Origin of the sequence: Lactiplantibacillus dongliensis, from assembly GCF_005405105.1 — a bacterium.
In the GTDB taxonomy this organism is placed as follows: Bacteria; Bacillota; Bacilli; order Lactobacillales; family Lactobacillaceae; genus Lactiplantibacillus; species Lactiplantibacillus dongliensis.
This window is the reverse complement of the sequence record NZ_BJDK01000035.1, coordinates 1-16,407: the sequence shown is the minus strand read 5'-3', so window position 1 is coordinate 16,407 and position 16,407 is coordinate 1. Positions and strand designations below refer to the sequence as shown.

The window sequence follows — 16,407 nt, the reverse complement described above, 5'->3', positions numbered from 1 at the left end:
TATTCTCATTTTGAGATTGATGTTAGTCGGCTTAAATTGCCACTCTGGTTGGCCCAGCATTGGCTGGAACGTGGTGGCCACGTTTTCGAGCCACAGAGCGGTCTCGAAAGCCGGGCTTTATCTAAGTCGAAAACCACGACTAAGATAAACGACACCACTGAGCCACTGCTGGGCCGCCCGCCGTTAATGACTACGTTGTCTATAAATAAATGATTATTTTTAATCCCTACCTCAACCGTGGCAGTCACGTCTTAAAAGGCAGCCCAATCGCTAAGACTATGATTGACCTCATATTATGACTAACAAACATTGAACAGGGTAATTAGCGCAGGTTGGGCTGGATGATGCTCAGTGGTGTCGTTTCACTTAATCGAGTGCCTTTTCTCGATTTAGTGAAAGCCCGGCTTGTGAGACCGCTCTGTGGCTCACAAACGTGGCCATCACGTTCCAGCATCACTCCAGCCCAACCGGAGCGGCATTTTAGATCATCTTAATCAAATAAAAATACCATACTATTCCATGCAATATGCAGTAACATCGACGGCCAAATACTATGACTACGTTGATAATTCCAGCCAAACAGTAAGCCCAGCGGCAAGACACAGGCAATATTACCGAGCCAAATTAACGGGCTGTAACCAGCAACTAAATAGAGCGGAAAGTGAATCACTTGAAAAGCCACTGCCTGTGCGAGGTTCACTCGCCAAAACGGTCCCGTTTTTAATAAGCGATTCGTTAAGAAGCCCCGGAAAAACCATTCTTCAAATAATCCGGCGGCCAAGGTGACATTAAGTAATTGTCCGTTCTCCCGGGTTAGTAAGTGTGGATTGATACTAAACGGCTGAGATTGCCATAACTGACCGACACTTTGGATACCGATTAAAACTAACAAACTTATCCAGAAGACTTTGGTTAGACGCAGGTGCCATAATTGCCGCGGTTGATCGGTTAATTGGTCACGAAAGCTCCGGCACCCCCACCACGTTAAGGCTGTCCACAGAATGGCTTTTGCTGTAACCGTTAATAAGTCAAACCACCAACCCGTCACGACATGCGGTAGCCAACCATGAATAATCGGCGTTAGGATACTCCATAGCCCCAACAGCACCAAATAAACCCACCACACTGAGCTGATTCTTGATTTCAAATCTAATCGCCGCCTTTTATTCATTAGTCCGCTTGATACCGGTGAAGAATAATCATTCGTGTACGCTTGATGCTAGTTGCAATTGCCGTCTACCGGTTGGGTTCTAAAACATGAGCCGTTTCGAAACTCAATCCGGGATTCAAAGTTGAAAATAATCACTCATTAGCTTTTTAATCGTTGTTATTTTAACGCTGGCCTAACCAAAGTAGCAATTTAACCCAATCAACACCAAATATAATTAATCAATAAGGTTAATCTTAAAACTGAATATAAATTTCGTAATGTTAACTGGTTGTAATCTATTTGCAACATTGGCAAGGTACACTTGGTGTTTGAATGATACCGCCAAGTTGTTTAAATAGTGGTATTCTAAAAAGTGGACAGTTTTTGCAGATAAAAAGGATAGTTCAACTCTTCAGGAATTGATGGAAAGGTCGCATATTTAATGAAGTTAGTCTCAACGGGGTCATTTATCAGACGCACAATCGTGGCTGGCGTCGCCTTATTCGGTATCGGGGTCGCGCTACAAACCACTACCGCCCACGCTGAAAGTGTCAACAGTTATATTAGTAATCAAAAGATTGGTCATGCTAAAGTTACCACGGCCATTTGGGGCGGTTTTCCTAAGTATAAATACCGCCACGGCGTTGGTAAACCAGAAGGGGTCGTCGTCCATGAAACGGCTAACCCTACCTCAACAATTTATGGTGAAATGGCCTATATGAAGGCCCATTACAATAACGCATTCGTACACAGTTTCGTGGATGCTTCACGCATTATCAACATTGCCAATACGAATTATTTAGCTTGGGGCGCCGGTCCCGCTGCCAACCAACGCTTTGTTCAATTTGAACAAGTCGAAGTTCACAGCAAATCAGCCTTTGCCCATCAAATTGCTAATTCAGCCTACTATACGGCCTACATTTTGAATAAGTACCATCTCAAGCCCAACGACGCGGCTTACGATGGGAACGGTACGGTCTGGTCACATGCATCCGTCTCTAAATTTCTAGGCGGGTCCGATCACAGTGATCCAGTCGGTTATTACGCCTCAGCTGGTCGTAAATATTTCGGTCAAGCCTATACGATGGCGCAATTCTACCAACAAGTTAAACGGCAATATAATCAATTGCATCATGCTGCCTATGAAAAAGCGACTTACCGTAAGGGCTCCGGCTACGAAACCGCTAAACTCAGCAATCGCTATACCAGCTACCGTCTCTATAATCACATTAAAGGGACCCGGGCGACCAAGAAATACACTTGGAAACGCTCAAAAGCTTACACTGGCAAGCGCGTTTACATTGATGCAATCGGGACCAAGACAGCCAAGAAGTCAAAATGGTATCGGATTCGCTTTAAGAAGTCAGCTTCGGCCCAACGTTACTGGGTTTATCGCAAAGCTTTAGACTTCGGCACGCTGACCTTCAACAAGAACTTAACGCTTCAAAAAACAGTTAAAGCTGATAGTAATACCGATTATTACGACCATATTCCAAATACGTTATATGTATCAAAACCAGTCGGCAATACTAGTAGCTTGCGCGGTCAAACCGTTGCAATCAACTGCGAGGGTTTCCGGATCATCGATGGCGTTCAAACCCAATGGTACCGCGTCGTTCCAACTAGCGGCACCCCTTATTGGATCAACGCAACGGAATTCGACTAAATATAGTAGTTACGTTTGATGCTAGTTGGATTAAAATGTCACTCTGGTTGGCCCAGAATCGGCTGGAACGTGGTATCCACGTTTGCGAGCCAAAGAACGGTCTCGCAAGCCGGGCTTTATCTAAGTCGAAAATCACGACTAAGATAAACGACACCACTGAGCCAATTCTGGTCCGCCCGACGTTAACTAACAGAAATTAAAAAGTTAACGATTGATTACTTTAAGTTCAGTTATTTAGCCGAGAGGTTGGCTTCTAAAATGCTCAGCCGTGTCGTTGGCCTTAGTGCGAGTGGTTTGCTCGGACTTAGGCCAACGCCAGCTTTGAAGACCGTTCTTTGGCTTCAAAATGGTCCATGGCGTTCCAGCGTTTTAGAAGCCAACCGGCAGGCGGCAATTTAAACTAACAACAAACAATAGTGGTTATTAAAAAGAGCTGATTGCCATCAGCTCTTTTTTGATAACCACTTATTTAGGTTCCACGACGCCATTCACTACCGCGGTTGGTGCTTGCCCATTCAACACTGCAATCGCATTATCCGTCACGATCTTTGCCATGGCATCGCGGGCTTCAACCGTCGCGTTACCGATATGCGGCGTTAAAATAACATTCTTCAGTTCCGCAAATCCCGGTGTTAATTGGGGTTCCGTTTCGTACACATCTAGGGCCGCACCCGCTAATTGACCAGCCTTTAACTGCGCCAACAAAGCGTGTTCATCAACTAATGGGCCACGCGCCGCGTTAATTAAATAGGCACTTGGCTGCATCAAAGCTAATTGATTGGCACCCAATAAATGTTGCGTTGCTGGTGTTAAGGGTGCATGCAAACTCACCACGTCAGCCGTTTTTAGCAGTTCAGCCAATGTTAAATAAGTGGCATCGGTCTTACTTTGCGTAAAGACGTCTAGTTGATGACGTTGCGTATAAACGATCTTCATGCCAAATGCATGTAACCGTTTGGCCACCGCTTGTCCGATCTGGCCCATGCCAACAATTCCTAGCGTTTTACCAGCTAACTCATGGCCTAGGAAAAACAACGGGGCCCAACCGTCAAAACCAGTCGTCCGCATTAGACGGTCTCCTTCGACCATCCGATGCATTAATGCCAAGACTAAGCCGACCGTGACTTCCGCCGTACTAGCGGTCGAGACTCCCGGGGTATTGGTAACCGCAATGGCTTTGGTGGCGGCGTAATTAATATCGATATTATTAAAACCGGCCCCAAAGTTCGCAATCAACCGTAACTTAGGCGCAGCATCAATAATGTCCTTTGTCACAGGCGTTGATAACGGGGTAATCAAGACGGCCGCATCAGCGACTCCTGCTTTTAATTCAGTTGGCGTGATTAACCCCGCCCCTTGGTACACAGCTGGTTCATAGCCAGCCTGTTGTAATGCTTGAATCCCACTTGTTGGAACCTTGGCGGAAATAAAAATTTTTGCCATGTCTTAACCTACTTTCTAAACAACGAAAGGGCGGAAGATTCACATCTTCGCCCTAACTTAATTACCATAAAAATGAAATCATCGAGCGCGCCACCGCTGGATTCTGGTTCAATGCACAATGAGCCGCATTCGCCCCGCTATAAAATTCTTCGCGGTAACGAGCCAGCTTATCTCGTAGCAAATAACTCACCGAACGGGCTGACGCTACTGCCACATAACCATCATTGTTGAACCCGCTGTTCGTATCACCAATCACATTCAGCAACTGCACATGCTTCGGAAAGTTTGCCCGTTGTTTGAGCATGGCCGCAAAATGCCGCGTAAACCGCGTTGGCTTAGCCGCAACTGTCTGAACATGCCGTTCCGTTTCGGCATTCAGGTAACCGGTCAAACCATCAAAAGGTCCGGCAATCGTGACAATCTTACGTAACTTAGGCAAACGATGATCACGGCCATAAGTTAGCGCCTGATTGACAATATCATTAGATCCCAATGAATGGCCGACCGCATTATACTTGGTCACACCGTACTTAGCTTTTAACTGCACTAGGACTTGATGTAGCCAATAGATTTGCGTCTTTTGCGTAGCATGATTGTCTTGAAAAACCACTTGGACCATCGGATTTTTAATTGATTGCTTCCAATAACCTTTAAAGCCCATCACGCCATTTTTATAAACATTAACCACTAATGCTTTTTGGGCCGCGCCAGCTTTTTCGGCTTTTTTAATTAAATAATTAGTCGAATACGCCCCGCCATTATACCCATGTAAAAAGACCGTTGCCGTTTTCGACTGTTGGTACTGACTGCTAATCGGCTGGGTCGGCAGCGACCGCAACTGACTGGTCACTTTCGTAATTTTGGTGCTATCACCACCGGCACCAATTAAGACGACCGTAGCCCCAATTACAAAGGCAAGCAGTAGAAATTGCAGTACCGTTTTGAATCGTTTCACCAAAATTCACCACTTTCCCCGTCAAACTCCACTAGTCTATTTTACCCGTTTCCTTTAAAACCGCAATTAATAATCAAAACGACCACTTATTTGGTGGGGACCTTTAATTCGGTTTTAGATTGAAGACTAGTATAATAAGGAACGTAACCTTAGTGAACGAACTTAATGTTACTGGTGGTTACAATAATCGCCAAAAACACTTCAGTTAGATCGAACTTACCACCTTGGTTGGACCAGTATCGGCTGGAACGCGGTGGCCGTGTTTGTGCGCCAATTCTGGCCCGCCCGGCGTTAATTAACCGATATTTTTAAGTTTACTGTAACCAGTAGGCAGCAGTTTTAACTAAGCGCCAACGGAATCAATTTACTAGCTGATTAAACAATTAGAAAACTAGTTTGAGTCGTAGTGATCAGTCTGTTCGCCGTGTCGAGACACTTAGCTGGGTGGCTTTCGGCTTGAAAGCGCCTTGCAGCTACAAGGTACCCCACCACGAACAGACTGATCAATGGAGACGGCTATTAACCTAACTAAAATAATTCATTGGAGGAAAACTATGTATAATAAAGCATTTAAATATCCGGATAAAGCAGCTTACGAATTCGTGGTACAGGCACTGGCTGCAAAAGGCATTACGTATCACGAAATCGCGCAGATTACCTTTAAGTTGCAAACTAAGTATGTGCCGGACTTAACGATTGCCGAATGTGAAACCGAAACTAAAGAAGTCTTGCATAAACGAGAGTTACTGAACAATGCCATGGTGGCCCTCGAGCTTGACCGGCTAGCGACTGCGGGGCAACTCAGCGAACCGCTTCAAACAATTGTTGCCAACGATGCGGGGGTCTTCGGGGTCGACGAAGGCTTAGCCCTCAACATGGCTAATATCTACGGTACCATCGGGGTAACTAACTATGGTTACGTGGATAAAGTTAAAGAAGGCGTCATTAAAAAGCTAGACACGGACAAATCCGGCGTTGTTAATACATTTATTGACGACTTAGTTGGCGCGATTGCCGCTGCCGTTGCAGCCAAGGTTGCCCATAAATACGCTTAAAAAAGCAAAAGGATGTTAACTGCCGATATCAGTTTAATCAGACAGTTAGCATCCTTTTTTGAATTTTAAATTAACTTTTGGCCCCCAACCTACGCCATCTGATGTTCAGCCAGTGATTTCATCTTTAAGACACGTTGATCACGTGGGATGAACATCCGAATTTCGTCTTGATTAAAGCCACATAACAAACGATGATCATCAAAGATAATCGGTCGCCGTAATAATTGCGGCGTTTGGCTCAAGACATGCACAGCTTCACTCAATGGCATATCTTCAATTGGCGTTGTTTTACTTAATTGTCGATAAGCATTGGACTTCGTGCTGATCAAATCATCGATGCCATCATAAGTATATTGAAGCAGATGTTTAATCTCAGTTTCCGTCAAAGGCTGAGCATTCATATTCCGTTCATGAAACGGAATCCGATGCTCGAGTAACCAGCGATGGGCTTTGCGACAACTTGCGGTACTTGGTAACACACATAAGTTTATCATAATATTATCCCCAATCTTGCTTGCCTAACAATGCAACCCCCATTATTGTGCACTGTAATAGTTGACGTCATTAATTAACAACCTAATCATAGCAAAATTTATCACGAATTGCTAGCGTTTTCAGGAAAATATTTAAAATAATTTGATTGTCGCAGTTTATTACCCAATTAATCCCGGACTTGGTGCGTCCGGGATTAATTTTTTTATCTTTTTAACCTGGCGATACGCGCCTAATCTAACCCTAATTGGTCGCGTAAATAGGCATTTAGAACGACCGCTTGGTTGTGTTCTTCATCTTTAGCGCCGTATAATAAAATCACATTGGTCGTTTTGAGTTGTTCGGCAATCTGATTTATAAAATCAGCAGTGATTGGATTAGCTTTAATCTCAGCTAAATAACGGGTCTTAAATTCTGGATACTTGGCTGGTTCATGATTGAACCATTTACGCAATTCCGTCGATGGGCCAATTTCTTTGACCCAGTCGTCAAGCTGGGCATTGACTTTCGACATACCACGCGGCCATAATCGATCCACTAACACCCGATAACCATCCAGATCCGCTGGTTTAGTATAGATACGTTCTAACTTTAACGCCATCTCATCATCTTCAATCTTTAGAATTCGAGGCCTTGACTATTGACAACTTCTAAGTTCGCCACCGTTGACTTCTTCACCGGTCGGCCCACCATTGAAATCGCCCAAGCCTTATTGGGCACAACTTTATTATATCGCAATCCCGGGGGAACTGTTGGCGGTTTAATCGTTGAAACTGAAGCCTATTTAGGCGCTAACGACACCGCCGCCCACGCTTACAACGGTCGCCGGACCGCTTTTAGCGAACCGCTCTATCGCGAACCCGGCACCCTATATATCTACCGCTTACGCGCCAACTACTTATTAGACATTGTGACTCAACCCGCCGAAACTCCGGAAGGTGTCTTGATTCGGGCTATTGAACCCACCCTAAATGTTGACCAACAATTAACCAACCGTGGTAAAACCGGTGTTCAAGTCACTAACGGCCCTGGTAAGTTAATGCAAGCACTAGGGATTCAGGATCAAGATATGAATCTACTGCCAATTGCCGCTAGTGATATTGCAGTTGACCTAACTCAGTCACAGACGCCGCAACACATTAGTGCCTTACCACGTGTTGGCGTTAACGCCGAAGCGGCTAGTGGTCAGTTACCATTGCGCTTTGTCGTTGCCGGCAATCCGTATATTAGTGATAGCCGGAAGCGTGACTGGCATGCGGATCACGGCTGGAAATAATAGTGGCCATCCGCTAGGCACTAATTAAACTGACATTCTAATCCAACTAGTTCCAAGCATAAGCGACAACAAAAAACAGTGATTCAGAAAAATTTTCTGAATCACTGTTTTTTTATAGTAAACCCAAGCACTAACACCCTACTCACCAACGACCAATTCAACCTGACCGCGTTTGGGAACAAAATTAATATTGAAGATCGGTTCCCGCAGGACTTTTTCATATTCATCCAACACATCGTCAGGTAGTGGCGTGTGATCAGCTAGGGCTTTCATTAGGTCATTAACGGAATAAATTTCATCCATATTAATAAAGATTCGCATGTTGCCGACGACATCATTCAGTAATTCTGTTAAGACCGCATTGGGCTTCCCATTGCCATCCGTGACAACAACTTGATTGCTATCAATCTCTTTATGATCAATCTCAGTTAACTTAACGACATCAAATACATTTAGCATCTTTATTCCTCCGTTAATTTCTAGGTTGCTTACCACTTGCAACCGCCCGCAACATCATTTTTCACTAGTTTACCACAAACCCCAGCATTTCAAAGCGGAAACTTACCCGCGAGTCGCGCTCACTTAACAATCTCGTTTTTTCCCAACGAATTCTGACAATCATTAGCTTTCCAAAACAGCCAACTAACATTCCCGCCCATTTAACGATCAAATTTAATGATTTTGACATAAAGTTAACGTATGCCCGCGGTTATTAGGTTTAAGTTCGTGTACATCCGACGAATAAGCTTGTTTCAACTGCACATTGAAGGTATGATTTAATCACTAAAACGATTATGGGGAGTTTTATGATGAAAAAAATGGCCACTATTTTGGGGTTAGCTGGCACCGTGGCAGCGGTCGCGTTCACAACGCCGACCATTGCCCATGCTTACGACACCATCAGTAATCAGTCCACACAAAACTACACCGCCCGTTTTGTGAATCAAGCCAAAACGAACGATGGCATTTATAAATATGGTATCTATAATACTAGTCGATCAACGGCCACCCGTGATTTGAATGGGAGCAACTGGGAACATCGTTTCATCAAAGTAACTCAGCAAGCGACCACCGCTAGTGGCACTTGGGTTAAATTTAGCTATTATGGCAAAACTATCGGCTGGGTCAAAAAAAGCGCGATTGAGCCTTATTCAGTAAAACAAAACGCCATTGCCTTAATTGACAAGTATCACTACCGCGGCACCGCGATGCTGATCAAGAATTATGCTAGCAATAGTGTCACCGCATCGACCGGCTACGCTTACTATGGCGGTCGTAAGTTGAATACTAACGAAACCGTCTATCCAACGGCCTCCTTACAAAAAGTCATCACCGCGGCCATCATCGTCCAACTGGTTAATGAACACAAATTAACCCAGTACACGCGGCTCAGTAAATTCTATCCTAACATTAAGACCAGTGCCGATATCACGATTCGACAACTGCTAGACCACAACTCTGGTTTGGAACAAGCCAATGAAGAGCTTGATCCTGGTAGGTTCTTAACCGAAGCGCAGTCCGTACAATACGCCATCAGTCAATTGAACGCGACTGGTGCCGGCAAGCACCACTATACCAACGCTAACTACATTATCTTAGCAGGGATCATTCGACAGCTAACTGGAAAATCCTTAGAAGAAAACGTGCAGAGCCGAATTATTAACAAGCTCGGGTTAACGCATACTTACTTCTATAATACGATTCCAGCTAATTTAACTCCTGCCGTTAGTTATAAGTACGTGGATAACAAGAATTACCAATATTATCCATTAACGACGAACCTGCTATCCTCTTTGACCGGTGCCGGTAATATGTATATGTCACCAGCCGATTACTACACCGTGCAAAAAGGCTTGCGGAATGGCAAAATTTTAAATAAGAGTGATTATTATTACTTATCCAACCACTACAAGTACGCCTATGATGGTGGCATGTGGCACATTAAGAGTAACCACATGAAGTACAGTTCCGGTAGTTTACGCGACACCGGTGTCACAACTCACATGTACTTGTCTGAAGGTAACAAGACCGGCGTGCTCTTCTTCTCTAATCAAAAAGGCACGGGTACCACGACCGCTGATTTGACTGAAAAGACGCTTTATCGTCTCGTTCAGTACTACATGTAAAGTGTTAACTTAGTACTGAATTAAATTGCCACTCTGGTTGGCCCAGCATCGGCTGGAACGTGGTGGTCACTGAGCCAATTCTGGACCGCCCGCCACTAATAAGTGACTATAAATGAACACTAATTAAAGCCAAAATAAAGCACGCGTTTCAAAGTCGATCAAGCTTTGAAACACGTGCTTTATTTTGGTTGGTAACGATCCCATATCTTTTCTTGCACTTTAGGCATCGGTAGTGTTGTCAGTTGCGCCGTCGACACAAGTTTACCTGGAAAGTAAGCTAGGTCTGGCTGTTCAACCTTGGCACCGAATAACTGAATCGTCCACTTTTGATGCGTAAATGTATGTTTAACTGGCTTTAAGCCCAGATCAAAACCAGTGACGCGCAATTGATACTCTTGTTGGAAATACGTTTGAATCGCTAATTCTAGATCAGCTGGCAAGTAATCTTCAGCTAAATCTAGGTCCGCTACTTTCAGCAATGGTACTGTCCATAAGTTCGCTAACATGCCATTACTAGGCCGTTGCGTCATTAACCATTGCCCGTCAGCTTGTGCCAAGACCGCCACATAATCAACTGGGACTGGCCGCGGCTTCTTCGTCTTGACGGGATAATCTAATTCTTTGCCATCCAGATAAGCCTGGTTGAAGTCCTTGACCGGCGAATGGGCCGAATCAGGATTACGGGCGGTCATATAACTAGAACCGAGATCCATAATTGCTTGGTTAAAATCTCCCGGCCGATCTTTAGGGATAATCCGCGCAATCACTTTTTCAAATAACGACCGGGTCTGCGGCTTGGCAATATCAGCGTCAATCTCTAATAACCGACTAAAGACCCGAAACGCATTCCCATCGACAGCCGGGACTGGTTCATTAAAGGCAATACTAGCAATCGCTCCCGCTGTATACGGGCCAATACCAATCAATTCCGTGAGTTCAGTGGCAGTCTTGGGCCACTGACCCTCATAATCCGCCAATAATTGGCGCGCACAGCGTTGCATGTTGCGCACCCGGGAATAATACCCTAAGCCTTCCCAAGCCTTTAGCAGTTGACTCTCGGGGGCCTGAGCTAAGGCCGTCACCGTTGGAAACCACGCCATGAAACGCTCGTAGTATGGGATAACCGTCTGAACTTGTGTCTGTTGGAGCATGATCTCTGAGACCCAGATATGATACGGTTCATGATCATGACGCCATGGCAAATCGCGACCTTCGCGATCAAACCAGGCCAGTAACGTCGTCTGAAAGGCGCTAATTGTTGCGGGTGACCATTCAATCAAAGAAATTCCTCCTACCTAAAAATGAGCCTGACTAGGTCGCCCTCGCCAAGCTCATTGCTAATTATTCAACGTCTAGCGTACTAGCTAGATCAACTAATGTTTTTTCGTAATGATCAGTCACGCTAGCATCTTGAAAGTCGGCGTTAAAGACCGCCATTGTCAAATATTCTGGATACTTGACAATCACCGCCGCTAACCGGTCGTTACTCTCGGGATACTTCTGATCTTCGTTATTTAAAATATCTAAGCTTGCTTGATAACAGACATTCGCTAAGAATAAATAATCGACAAAATAATTAAAGCCCAACTGATTTTTTAACTTAAAATGCGCATCGGCATCAACCGTTTCGTAGACATTATCCATATACTTCGAAACAATTTCTTGATACTGACGCAACAACTCTGCCTTAGCCTGCACATGATTTTCGGCTGCCATCTAATCCCCACCTAACTTTAACTCTGTAGGCATTATAGCATATGGCGTAACCCCAAATTGATGTTTTGAACCAATCCGGCCAATTGCTGGTACTGCCATTGGCGTTCGGCCGTGACAGCTGCTTGGTCATTGGGTTGGGTCAAGTTGACTAACTTAATGGCTTGGTCAGCTGCGCGTAAGGCATTCTCATCGACATACGCCGAAGCAATTGCCCAACTGATACATTCTAATGCAGCCGCCCCAATTGAACTGGTACTATTAGCGCCCATCGCCTCAACTTTGGCACTGGCTTGGCGCACTTGGTAGACACTAGCTAAATTAACCTGCCACAATTCATTGGCATCAATCGCTAATCGTAATTGGCGATCATGCTTCTGATTGTCATCGACATACTGCATCGCTTTTTTCGCGATAATCAACGCCCACTTGGCGAGTTGCTGTTGGGAGAGTTCACCGGTTAAACTTTCGATTTGGCTCCGTATTCCAGGGTCATCGTCAATCGATATTTTAGGGTGACTCGGTCTAAAACCTTCCGTCATCACACATTCCTACTTTCTTACTAATCCTGCGACTATTCAAACGATACATCGACGTTAGGCCATTGTTTCGGCTGTGACCCGGTTGGCGCAAGGGCGTCCCAAGTAGCACGCGTCAATCCCGATACCTAGCGAATCAGGAACTGCTGATGTGCGCTTTAAACAAGAGATACTGCCTGATAGCCACCAATCCACCACCATGACCTAACGTTGCTTAATATCGGTCGCCGTCTATGACTACCTAGCCTCAAATTACCCCGTCATCGGTGCAAAACCGGCACCTAGCAAGGCCGTTGATTGCCACCACAACTCAGTAATGATCAACCTGTGACCCCGTTTAATGACGTCACGTTTGGTAACATAAAGAACTTCCGATATTACTGAATTGTAACAGAAAACGAGGCACTTAGGTCCAATCAACTACCAAATTTCGTAAAATATTTAAATCTGTCAGTTGCACACCGATTAAAAAAAGACGGTGCACAAGTTTCGTTCAACTTGCATCACCGTCCGGGCGAAATTAACTCGCCTTAATCCTTATTGAATTTCAATATGATGCGTATCGGCCGCGGCTTTCTTCGGCAAGGTTAAGCTCAAGACCCCATTATCATAATGGGCCGCAATCTTGGCCGCATCAACGTCAGGTAATGAATACTCACGCCCGAAACGGCCCGTTTGGCGTTCACTGGTGATGATGTTGCCATCTTTATCGCTATCATCACTGAGACTGTCGCGTTTCACACCGATCGATAACCGGCCATTGCGATACTTCAAGGCAATATCAGCCTTTTGAATGCCAGGAACATCGATTTGCATCGTGTACTGTTCATCATTTTCTTTAATGTCGGTCTTCAACAAGGCACTATCATGGCCAGTTACGTTAGCCACCGAACGGCCTAACCCCGTTAATAAATCATCCATCTTAGAAAAATCACTCAACCGATCAAATAAATCGTGGTTCCAATTCAACATCTCATTAGCCATATCCTAATCACCCTTTCAACTTGTTTACAACTTCTATTCTAAGCTGCTATCGATTAATTTCAACAATTTAGCACTCTACACAACAGAGTGCTAAATGACTTGATAATCCTGCATATCGACTGGAATCACCCGAACAACTTTATATGGCGTGATCGTCATGGGCTTAGTTATCGTGGTGCGTGGCCACCGTTCTTCTGGCACATCAGCTAGTTCAACACCGACCAGTGACCGAATCCGATCCAAGATATCAGCTACCCCAAAGTCATTGTTCCCTTGATTGAATGACGTTTGCAACGTTGTCAGCTCGACTTGTAAATGCTGATGCTGAAAGCTGAATGTAACCGGCACTTGCACCAAGTTCGTTGGTGACAACCTTTCCTGAGCTAAAGTGTCATCCAAACTCGCAATAAAGGCTGTAAATTGCGTCATTATGACCACCTCCATCGATTTGCTCATATTATACTGCACCCGTCTAGTAAGCGCTATCGTAAAATTCACATTTAGACACTTGACAAAATGAATGAATTAAATTAATATTCATTCAGTAAAGGAGGCTCTTTGAATGGTCGATAAACGACAAGCCCTATTTCAGGCGGCACATCACTTATTCTTAACACAAGGGTTTAAGGCAACTAATATTGCCCAGATTGCGCAAAATGCTGGCGTAGCCGTAGGGACCTTTTACCGTTACTATGACTCTAAAGAAGCACTATTCGTTAAAGTCTATACGACTGAAAATGAAGCCGTTAAAGCCAAAATCATCGCTAATGTTGATTTGGATCAAGCACCTGAACCTTTGATAAAGACGATTCTGCAACAAATCTTTCAATTTACAAATCAAAATACGATTTTGCAGGAATGGTTCACTAACCCCAAACTCAATGCCTTGATTGCGAGTCATAATGCTCAAGCCGTAGAAGATAGTGTTGTCTATACTTTGCTTCTAAAGCTGATCAAACAGTGGCAAACGCAGGGCCTAATGAAACCTGAGATGACGCAAGAACGAGCACTCAGCCTATTCAATGCTTTGACCGTGATTGATTTCCATCAAAGTGAAATCCAAACGACAGATTATTACCAATTATTAACTGATTTAATCACTGGCATGTTAACCGTCATTCTAAAATAACCCTAGTTGGTTATTTTTTAATACTAAAAATGAATGAATAAAAATTATATTCATTCATCAACACAAAAGGAGCTTCTTATGAAAAAAACATTCACGATCCTACTAACCATTATCGTTCTTCTTATCCTAACCGTCGTTGGCCTCAACCTCAGTAATCACCGAGTCAATCTTAACCAATTACAATTCAACCGATTAACCACACGCACAACAACCATTAACCAGCTCGACCAACTCAGTCTCAACGTTCGCACCGCTAAACTCACCATCAAGCCTGGCCGAGTAAATAAAATCACCTTACAACACACTGCTGCTAATGAATTTAAGCTAACCCACCAAGCTGGAACGTTAAAATTACAACAGACTGACGCTGGACAGCATCAGTTGGAAATCGGCAAATCGCCTATCATTACCATCACAGTTACTAATCCCCATCAATTGAAAGCCATTAACGGCCAGTTGCTTAACGGAACCTTGTCTTTATCGCAATTAACGACTCGGACGTTAGCGTTAAAACACCTTAACGGTACGACCTTAATTAACCACCTAACTGTGACCCATGGTGGCTACTTCACCAAAACTAACGGCCGCACTGACCTGCAACGATTAACCGCTAATGGTTTAAACGTGACGATTAAAAATGGACAGTTCAAGCTTAACGGTAAACCCCAAGCCAAGATTTACCGACAAGTCGGGACACATCCACTCACGGTCACTAGCCAAAACGGTCAGTTAAGCCTGACCACCAACTAATCCTGATTTAAACACAAAACGACTGCCAGCATTTTAGTTGGCAGTCGTTTTTAATCTAGAACGTTAAAAGATTAGTTTTTAGCTAACTTTTTAGCATCTTCGTCGATGGTTTCAAAACCGGAAACACCGTTCTTTTGCTTTGGATGCTTTGCACGTTCTTCTTCAGCTTTTTGAATCATAGCTTTCTTTTGTTCCTTGCTAAGCTTTTGTGCCATGATAATCGCCTCTTTTATGATGGAAACGGAACCAATGTCCGTTACATGTTTATTATAGTGCTAAAACTAGTTAGTGGCGCATTTTTGTTTTAAAAATTTTGAAACACCTAACTTGCATTCTGTAATTATAAGATTTACAGTTAAGACATTCAGGAGGGGATCATATGACAAAAGTACTTATTCTCGGCGCTGCGGGCCAAATCGCCCAGTTAGCTGAAACGCAATTTTTAGGTAACACCGATGTTGATTTGACACTTTACTTACGTAACGCGCAACGGCTCAGTGACTTAAAATCGGACCGGGTCACCCTGATCGATGGCGACACGACCGACGCTGATAAGTTGACCAAGGCAATGCAAGGTCAAGATGTCGTTTACGCTAACCTAGCTGGCCAAAATATTAAAGTTCAGGCGGAAACCGTCTTAAACGCAATGCATGCTGCTCACATCAAACGGTTAATCTGGATCTCAACGTTAGGGATCTACGACGAAGTGCCTGGTAAGTTTGGCGAATGGAACAATGCGACTCTAGGCAGCTACCTGACCCGTTATTACAGTGCCGCTGAGGTCTTAGAAAACTCCGACCTCGACTACACGATTATTCGACCAGCTTGGTTGACTAATAAAGATGAGATCGACTACGAAACAACCGGCCGGCATGATGCCTTTAAAGGAACGGAAGTGTCACGGAAAAGTATCGCCGCGTTAGTTGTGAAATTAGCAACTAACCCAACCGAAAGTGTTCGAGCATCCCTAGGGGTCAACAAACCTAACACTGATGGCGATAAACCAGCTTGGTATTAAACTTTAATCGCCACTCAAAAAATCAGCGACTGACTTAAAGTGAACCCCCAAGGTTGGACAGAAAAATCCAATTTTGGGGGTTTCATTTATGAGTAAATTTAATTTCGATTT

Annotated in this window: 19 protein-coding genes; 7 read left to right on the top strand and 12 right to left on the bottom strand. The window is 44.2% G+C overall.

Going from position 1 to position 16,407, the window contains the following annotated elements; translation table 11 throughout:
- Positions 1 to 490 precede the first annotated feature (490 nt).
- A complete protein-coding gene (locus FFM80_RS11905) occupies positions 491 to 1,147 on the bottom strand; it encodes a CPBP family intramembrane glutamic endopeptidase (RefSeq protein WP_171001106.1) in 657 nt (218 codons plus the stop codon).
- A gap of 445 nt (positions 1,148 to 1,592) precedes the next feature.
- On the opposite strand from FFM80_RS11905, the gene FFM80_RS11900 reads away from it, so the two are divergent.
- A complete protein-coding gene (locus tag FFM80_RS11900) occupies positions 1,593 to 2,816 on the top strand; it encodes a peptidoglycan recognition protein family protein (RefSeq protein WP_137640996.1) in 1,224 nt (407 codons plus the stop codon).
- A 465-nt stretch (positions 2,817 to 3,281) separates the two neighbouring features.
- Here FFM80_RS11900 and FFM80_RS11895 read toward each other — a convergent pair whose 3' ends face one another.
- The gene (locus FFM80_RS11895) at positions 3,282 to 4,259 is read right to left on the bottom strand and encodes a 2-hydroxyacid dehydrogenase family protein (protein WP_137640995.1); all 978 of its coding nucleotides are present in this window, start codon (positions 4,257 to 4,259) and stop codon (positions 3,282 to 3,284) included.
- 61 nt (positions 4,260 to 4,320) lie between these two features.
- The gene (locus FFM80_RS11890) at positions 4,321 to 5,214 is read right to left on the bottom strand and encodes an alpha/beta hydrolase (protein WP_223877356.1); all 894 of its coding nucleotides are present in this window, start codon (positions 5,212 to 5,214) and stop codon (positions 4,321 to 4,323) included.
- Between the two features lie 554 nt (positions 5,215 to 5,768).
- Here FFM80_RS11890 and FFM80_RS11885 point away from each other — a divergent pair.
- Positions 5,769 to 6,269: a phosphatidylglycerophosphatase A family protein gene (locus tag FFM80_RS11885; RefSeq protein ID WP_137640993.1), complete on the top strand. Its 501-nt coding sequence runs from the start codon at positions 5,769 to 5,771 to the stop codon at positions 6,267 to 6,269.
- Positions 6,270 to 6,358: 89 nt separating this feature from the next.
- Here FFM80_RS11885 and FFM80_RS11880 read toward each other — a convergent pair whose 3' ends face one another.
- Positions 6,359 to 6,763 carry a Spx/MgsR family RNA polymerase-binding regulatory protein gene (locus tag FFM80_RS11880; protein ID WP_137640992.1) on the bottom strand — a complete coding sequence of 135 codons (405 nt, stop codon included), beginning with the start codon at positions 6,761 to 6,763 and terminating at the stop codon, positions 6,359 to 6,361.
- 230 nt (positions 6,764 to 6,993) lie between these two features.
- Positions 6,994 to 7,362 carry a DUF488 domain-containing protein gene (locus FFM80_RS11875; protein ID WP_137640991.1) on the bottom strand — a complete coding sequence of 123 codons (369 nt, stop codon included), beginning with the start codon at positions 7,360 to 7,362 and terminating at the stop codon, positions 6,994 to 6,996.
- A 39-nt stretch (positions 7,363 to 7,401) separates the two neighbouring features.
- Here FFM80_RS11875 and FFM80_RS11870 point away from each other — a divergent pair, with 39 nt between their 5' ends.
- Positions 7,402 to 8,037, top strand: coding sequence for a DNA-3-methyladenine glycosylase (locus FFM80_RS11870; protein ID WP_137640990.1), 636 nt, complete (start codon positions 7,402 to 7,404; stop codon positions 8,035 to 8,037).
- A gap of 138 nt (positions 8,038 to 8,175) precedes the next feature.
- On the opposite strand, the gene FFM80_RS11865 is transcribed toward FFM80_RS11870, so the two are convergent.
- On the bottom strand, positions 8,176 to 8,496 hold the full coding sequence (locus tag FFM80_RS11865; RefSeq protein ID WP_137640989.1) for a hypothetical protein: 321 nt from the start codon (positions 8,494 to 8,496) through the stop codon (positions 8,176 to 8,178).
- 347 nt (positions 8,497 to 8,843) lie between these two features.
- Between FFM80_RS11865 and FFM80_RS11860 the strand changes: the two genes are divergently transcribed.
- The gene (locus FFM80_RS11860) at positions 8,844 to 10,163 is read left to right on the top strand and encodes a serine hydrolase domain-containing protein (protein ID WP_171001105.1); all 1,320 of its coding nucleotides are present in this window, start codon (positions 8,844 to 8,846) and stop codon (positions 10,161 to 10,163) included.
- A gap of 179 nt (positions 10,164 to 10,342) precedes the next feature.
- Here FFM80_RS11860 and mutY read toward each other — a convergent pair whose 3' ends face one another.
- From mutY to FFM80_RS11835, 5 genes are all read right to left on the bottom strand, one after another.
- A complete protein-coding gene (gene mutY, locus FFM80_RS11855; protein ID WP_137640987.1) occupies positions 10,343 to 11,443 on the bottom strand; it encodes an A/G-specific adenine glycosylase in 1,101 nt (366 codons plus the stop codon).
- Between the two features lie 61 nt (positions 11,444 to 11,504).
- Positions 11,505 to 11,879: a hypothetical protein gene (locus FFM80_RS11850; protein WP_137640986.1), complete on the bottom strand. Its 375-nt coding sequence runs from the start codon at positions 11,877 to 11,879 to the stop codon at positions 11,505 to 11,507.
- Positions 11,880 to 11,911: 32 nt separating this feature from the next.
- Positions 11,912 to 12,418: a putative immunity protein gene (locus FFM80_RS11845; RefSeq protein ID WP_137636028.1), complete on the bottom strand. Its 507-nt coding sequence runs from the start codon at positions 12,416 to 12,418 to the stop codon at positions 11,912 to 11,914.
- Positions 12,419 to 12,952: 534 nt separating this feature from the next.
- Positions 12,953 to 13,399 (bottom strand): Hsp20/alpha crystallin family protein, encoded by a 447-nt coding sequence (locus tag FFM80_RS11840; RefSeq protein WP_137640985.1) that lies wholly within the window; start codon positions 13,397 to 13,399, stop codon positions 12,953 to 12,955.
- Between the two features lie 90 nt (positions 13,400 to 13,489).
- A complete protein-coding gene (locus FFM80_RS11835; protein WP_137640984.1) occupies positions 13,490 to 13,828 on the bottom strand; it encodes a hypothetical protein in 339 nt (112 codons plus the stop codon).
- A 133-nt stretch (positions 13,829 to 13,961) separates the two neighbouring features.
- On the opposite strand from FFM80_RS11835, the gene FFM80_RS11830 reads away from it, so the two are divergent.
- Positions 13,962 to 14,528, top strand: a complete 567-nt coding sequence (locus tag FFM80_RS11830) for a TetR/AcrR family transcriptional regulator (protein WP_137640983.1) — start codon at positions 13,962 to 13,964, stop codon at positions 14,526 to 14,528.
- A gap of 78 nt (positions 14,529 to 14,606) precedes the next feature.
- Positions 14,607 to 15,278, top strand: coding sequence for a DUF4097 family beta strand repeat-containing protein (locus tag FFM80_RS11825; RefSeq protein WP_171001104.1), 672 nt, complete (start codon positions 14,607 to 14,609; stop codon positions 15,276 to 15,278).
- A gap of 71 nt (positions 15,279 to 15,349) precedes the next feature.
- Here FFM80_RS11825 and FFM80_RS14540 read toward each other — a convergent pair whose 3' ends face one another.
- Complete coding sequence (locus FFM80_RS14540) at positions 15,350 to 15,493, bottom strand: hypothetical protein (protein ID WP_171001103.1); 144 nt, start codon at positions 15,491 to 15,493, stop codon at positions 15,350 to 15,352.
- A gap of 164 nt (positions 15,494 to 15,657) precedes the next feature.
- On the opposite strand from FFM80_RS14540, the gene FFM80_RS11820 reads away from it, so the two are divergent.
- On the top strand, positions 15,658 to 16,296 hold the full coding sequence (locus tag FFM80_RS11820; RefSeq protein ID WP_137640981.1) for an SDR family oxidoreductase: 639 nt from the start codon (positions 15,658 to 15,660) through the stop codon (positions 16,294 to 16,296).
- Positions 16,297 to 16,407 lie beyond the last annotated feature (111 nt).

Bases quoted from the DNA above. Each gene is read 5' to 3' on its own strand.
- FFM80_RS11900 (WP_137640996.1), top strand. From the start codon at position 1,593: ATGAAGTTAGTCTCAACGGGGTCATTTATCAGACGCACAATCGTGGCT.
- FFM80_RS11895 (WP_137640995.1), bottom strand. From the start codon at position 4,259: ATGGCAAAAATTTTTATTTCCGCCAAGGTTCCAACAAGTGGGATTCAA.
- FFM80_RS11885 (WP_137640993.1), top strand. From the start codon at position 5,769: ATGTATAATAAAGCATTTAAATATCCGGATAAAGCAGCTTACGAATTC.
- FFM80_RS11880 (WP_137640992.1), bottom strand. From the start codon at position 6,763: ATGATAAACTTATGTGTGTTACCAAGTACCGCAAGTTGTCGCAAAGCC.
- FFM80_RS11875 (WP_137640991.1), bottom strand. From the start codon at position 7,362: ATGGCGTTAAAGTTAGAACGTATCTATACTAAACCAGCGGATCTGGAT.
- FFM80_RS11865 (WP_137640989.1), bottom strand. From the start codon at position 8,496: ATGCTAAATGTATTTGATGTCGTTAAGTTAACTGAGATTGATCATAAA.
- FFM80_RS11860 (WP_171001105.1), top strand. From the start codon at position 8,844: ATGATGAAAAAAATGGCCACTATTTTGGGGTTAGCTGGCACCGTGGCA.
- FFM80_RS11850 (WP_137640986.1), bottom strand. From the start codon at position 11,879: ATGGCAGCCGAAAATCATGTGCAGGCTAAGGCAGAGTTGTTGCGTCAG.
- FFM80_RS11845 (WP_137636028.1), bottom strand. From the start codon at position 12,418: ATGACGGAAGGTTTTAGACCGAGTCACCCTAAAATATCGATTGACGAT.
- FFM80_RS11840 (WP_137640985.1), bottom strand. From the start codon at position 13,399: ATGGCTAATGAGATGTTGAATTGGAACCACGATTTATTTGATCGGTTG.
- FFM80_RS11835 (WP_137640984.1), bottom strand. From the start codon at position 13,828: ATGACGCAATTTACAGCCTTTATTGCGAGTTTGGATGACACTTTAGCT.
- FFM80_RS11830 (WP_137640983.1), top strand. From the start codon at position 13,962: ATGGTCGATAAACGACAAGCCCTATTTCAGGCGGCACATCACTTATTC.
- FFM80_RS11825 (WP_171001104.1), top strand. From the start codon at position 14,607: ATGAAAAAAACATTCACGATCCTACTAACCATTATCGTTCTTCTTATC.
- FFM80_RS14540 (WP_171001103.1), bottom strand. From the start codon at position 15,493: ATGGCACAAAAGCTTAGCAAGGAACAAAAGAAAGCTATGATTCAAAAA.
- FFM80_RS11820 (WP_137640981.1), top strand. From the start codon at position 15,658: ATGACAAAAGTACTTATTCTCGGCGCTGCGGGCCAAATCGCCCAGTTA.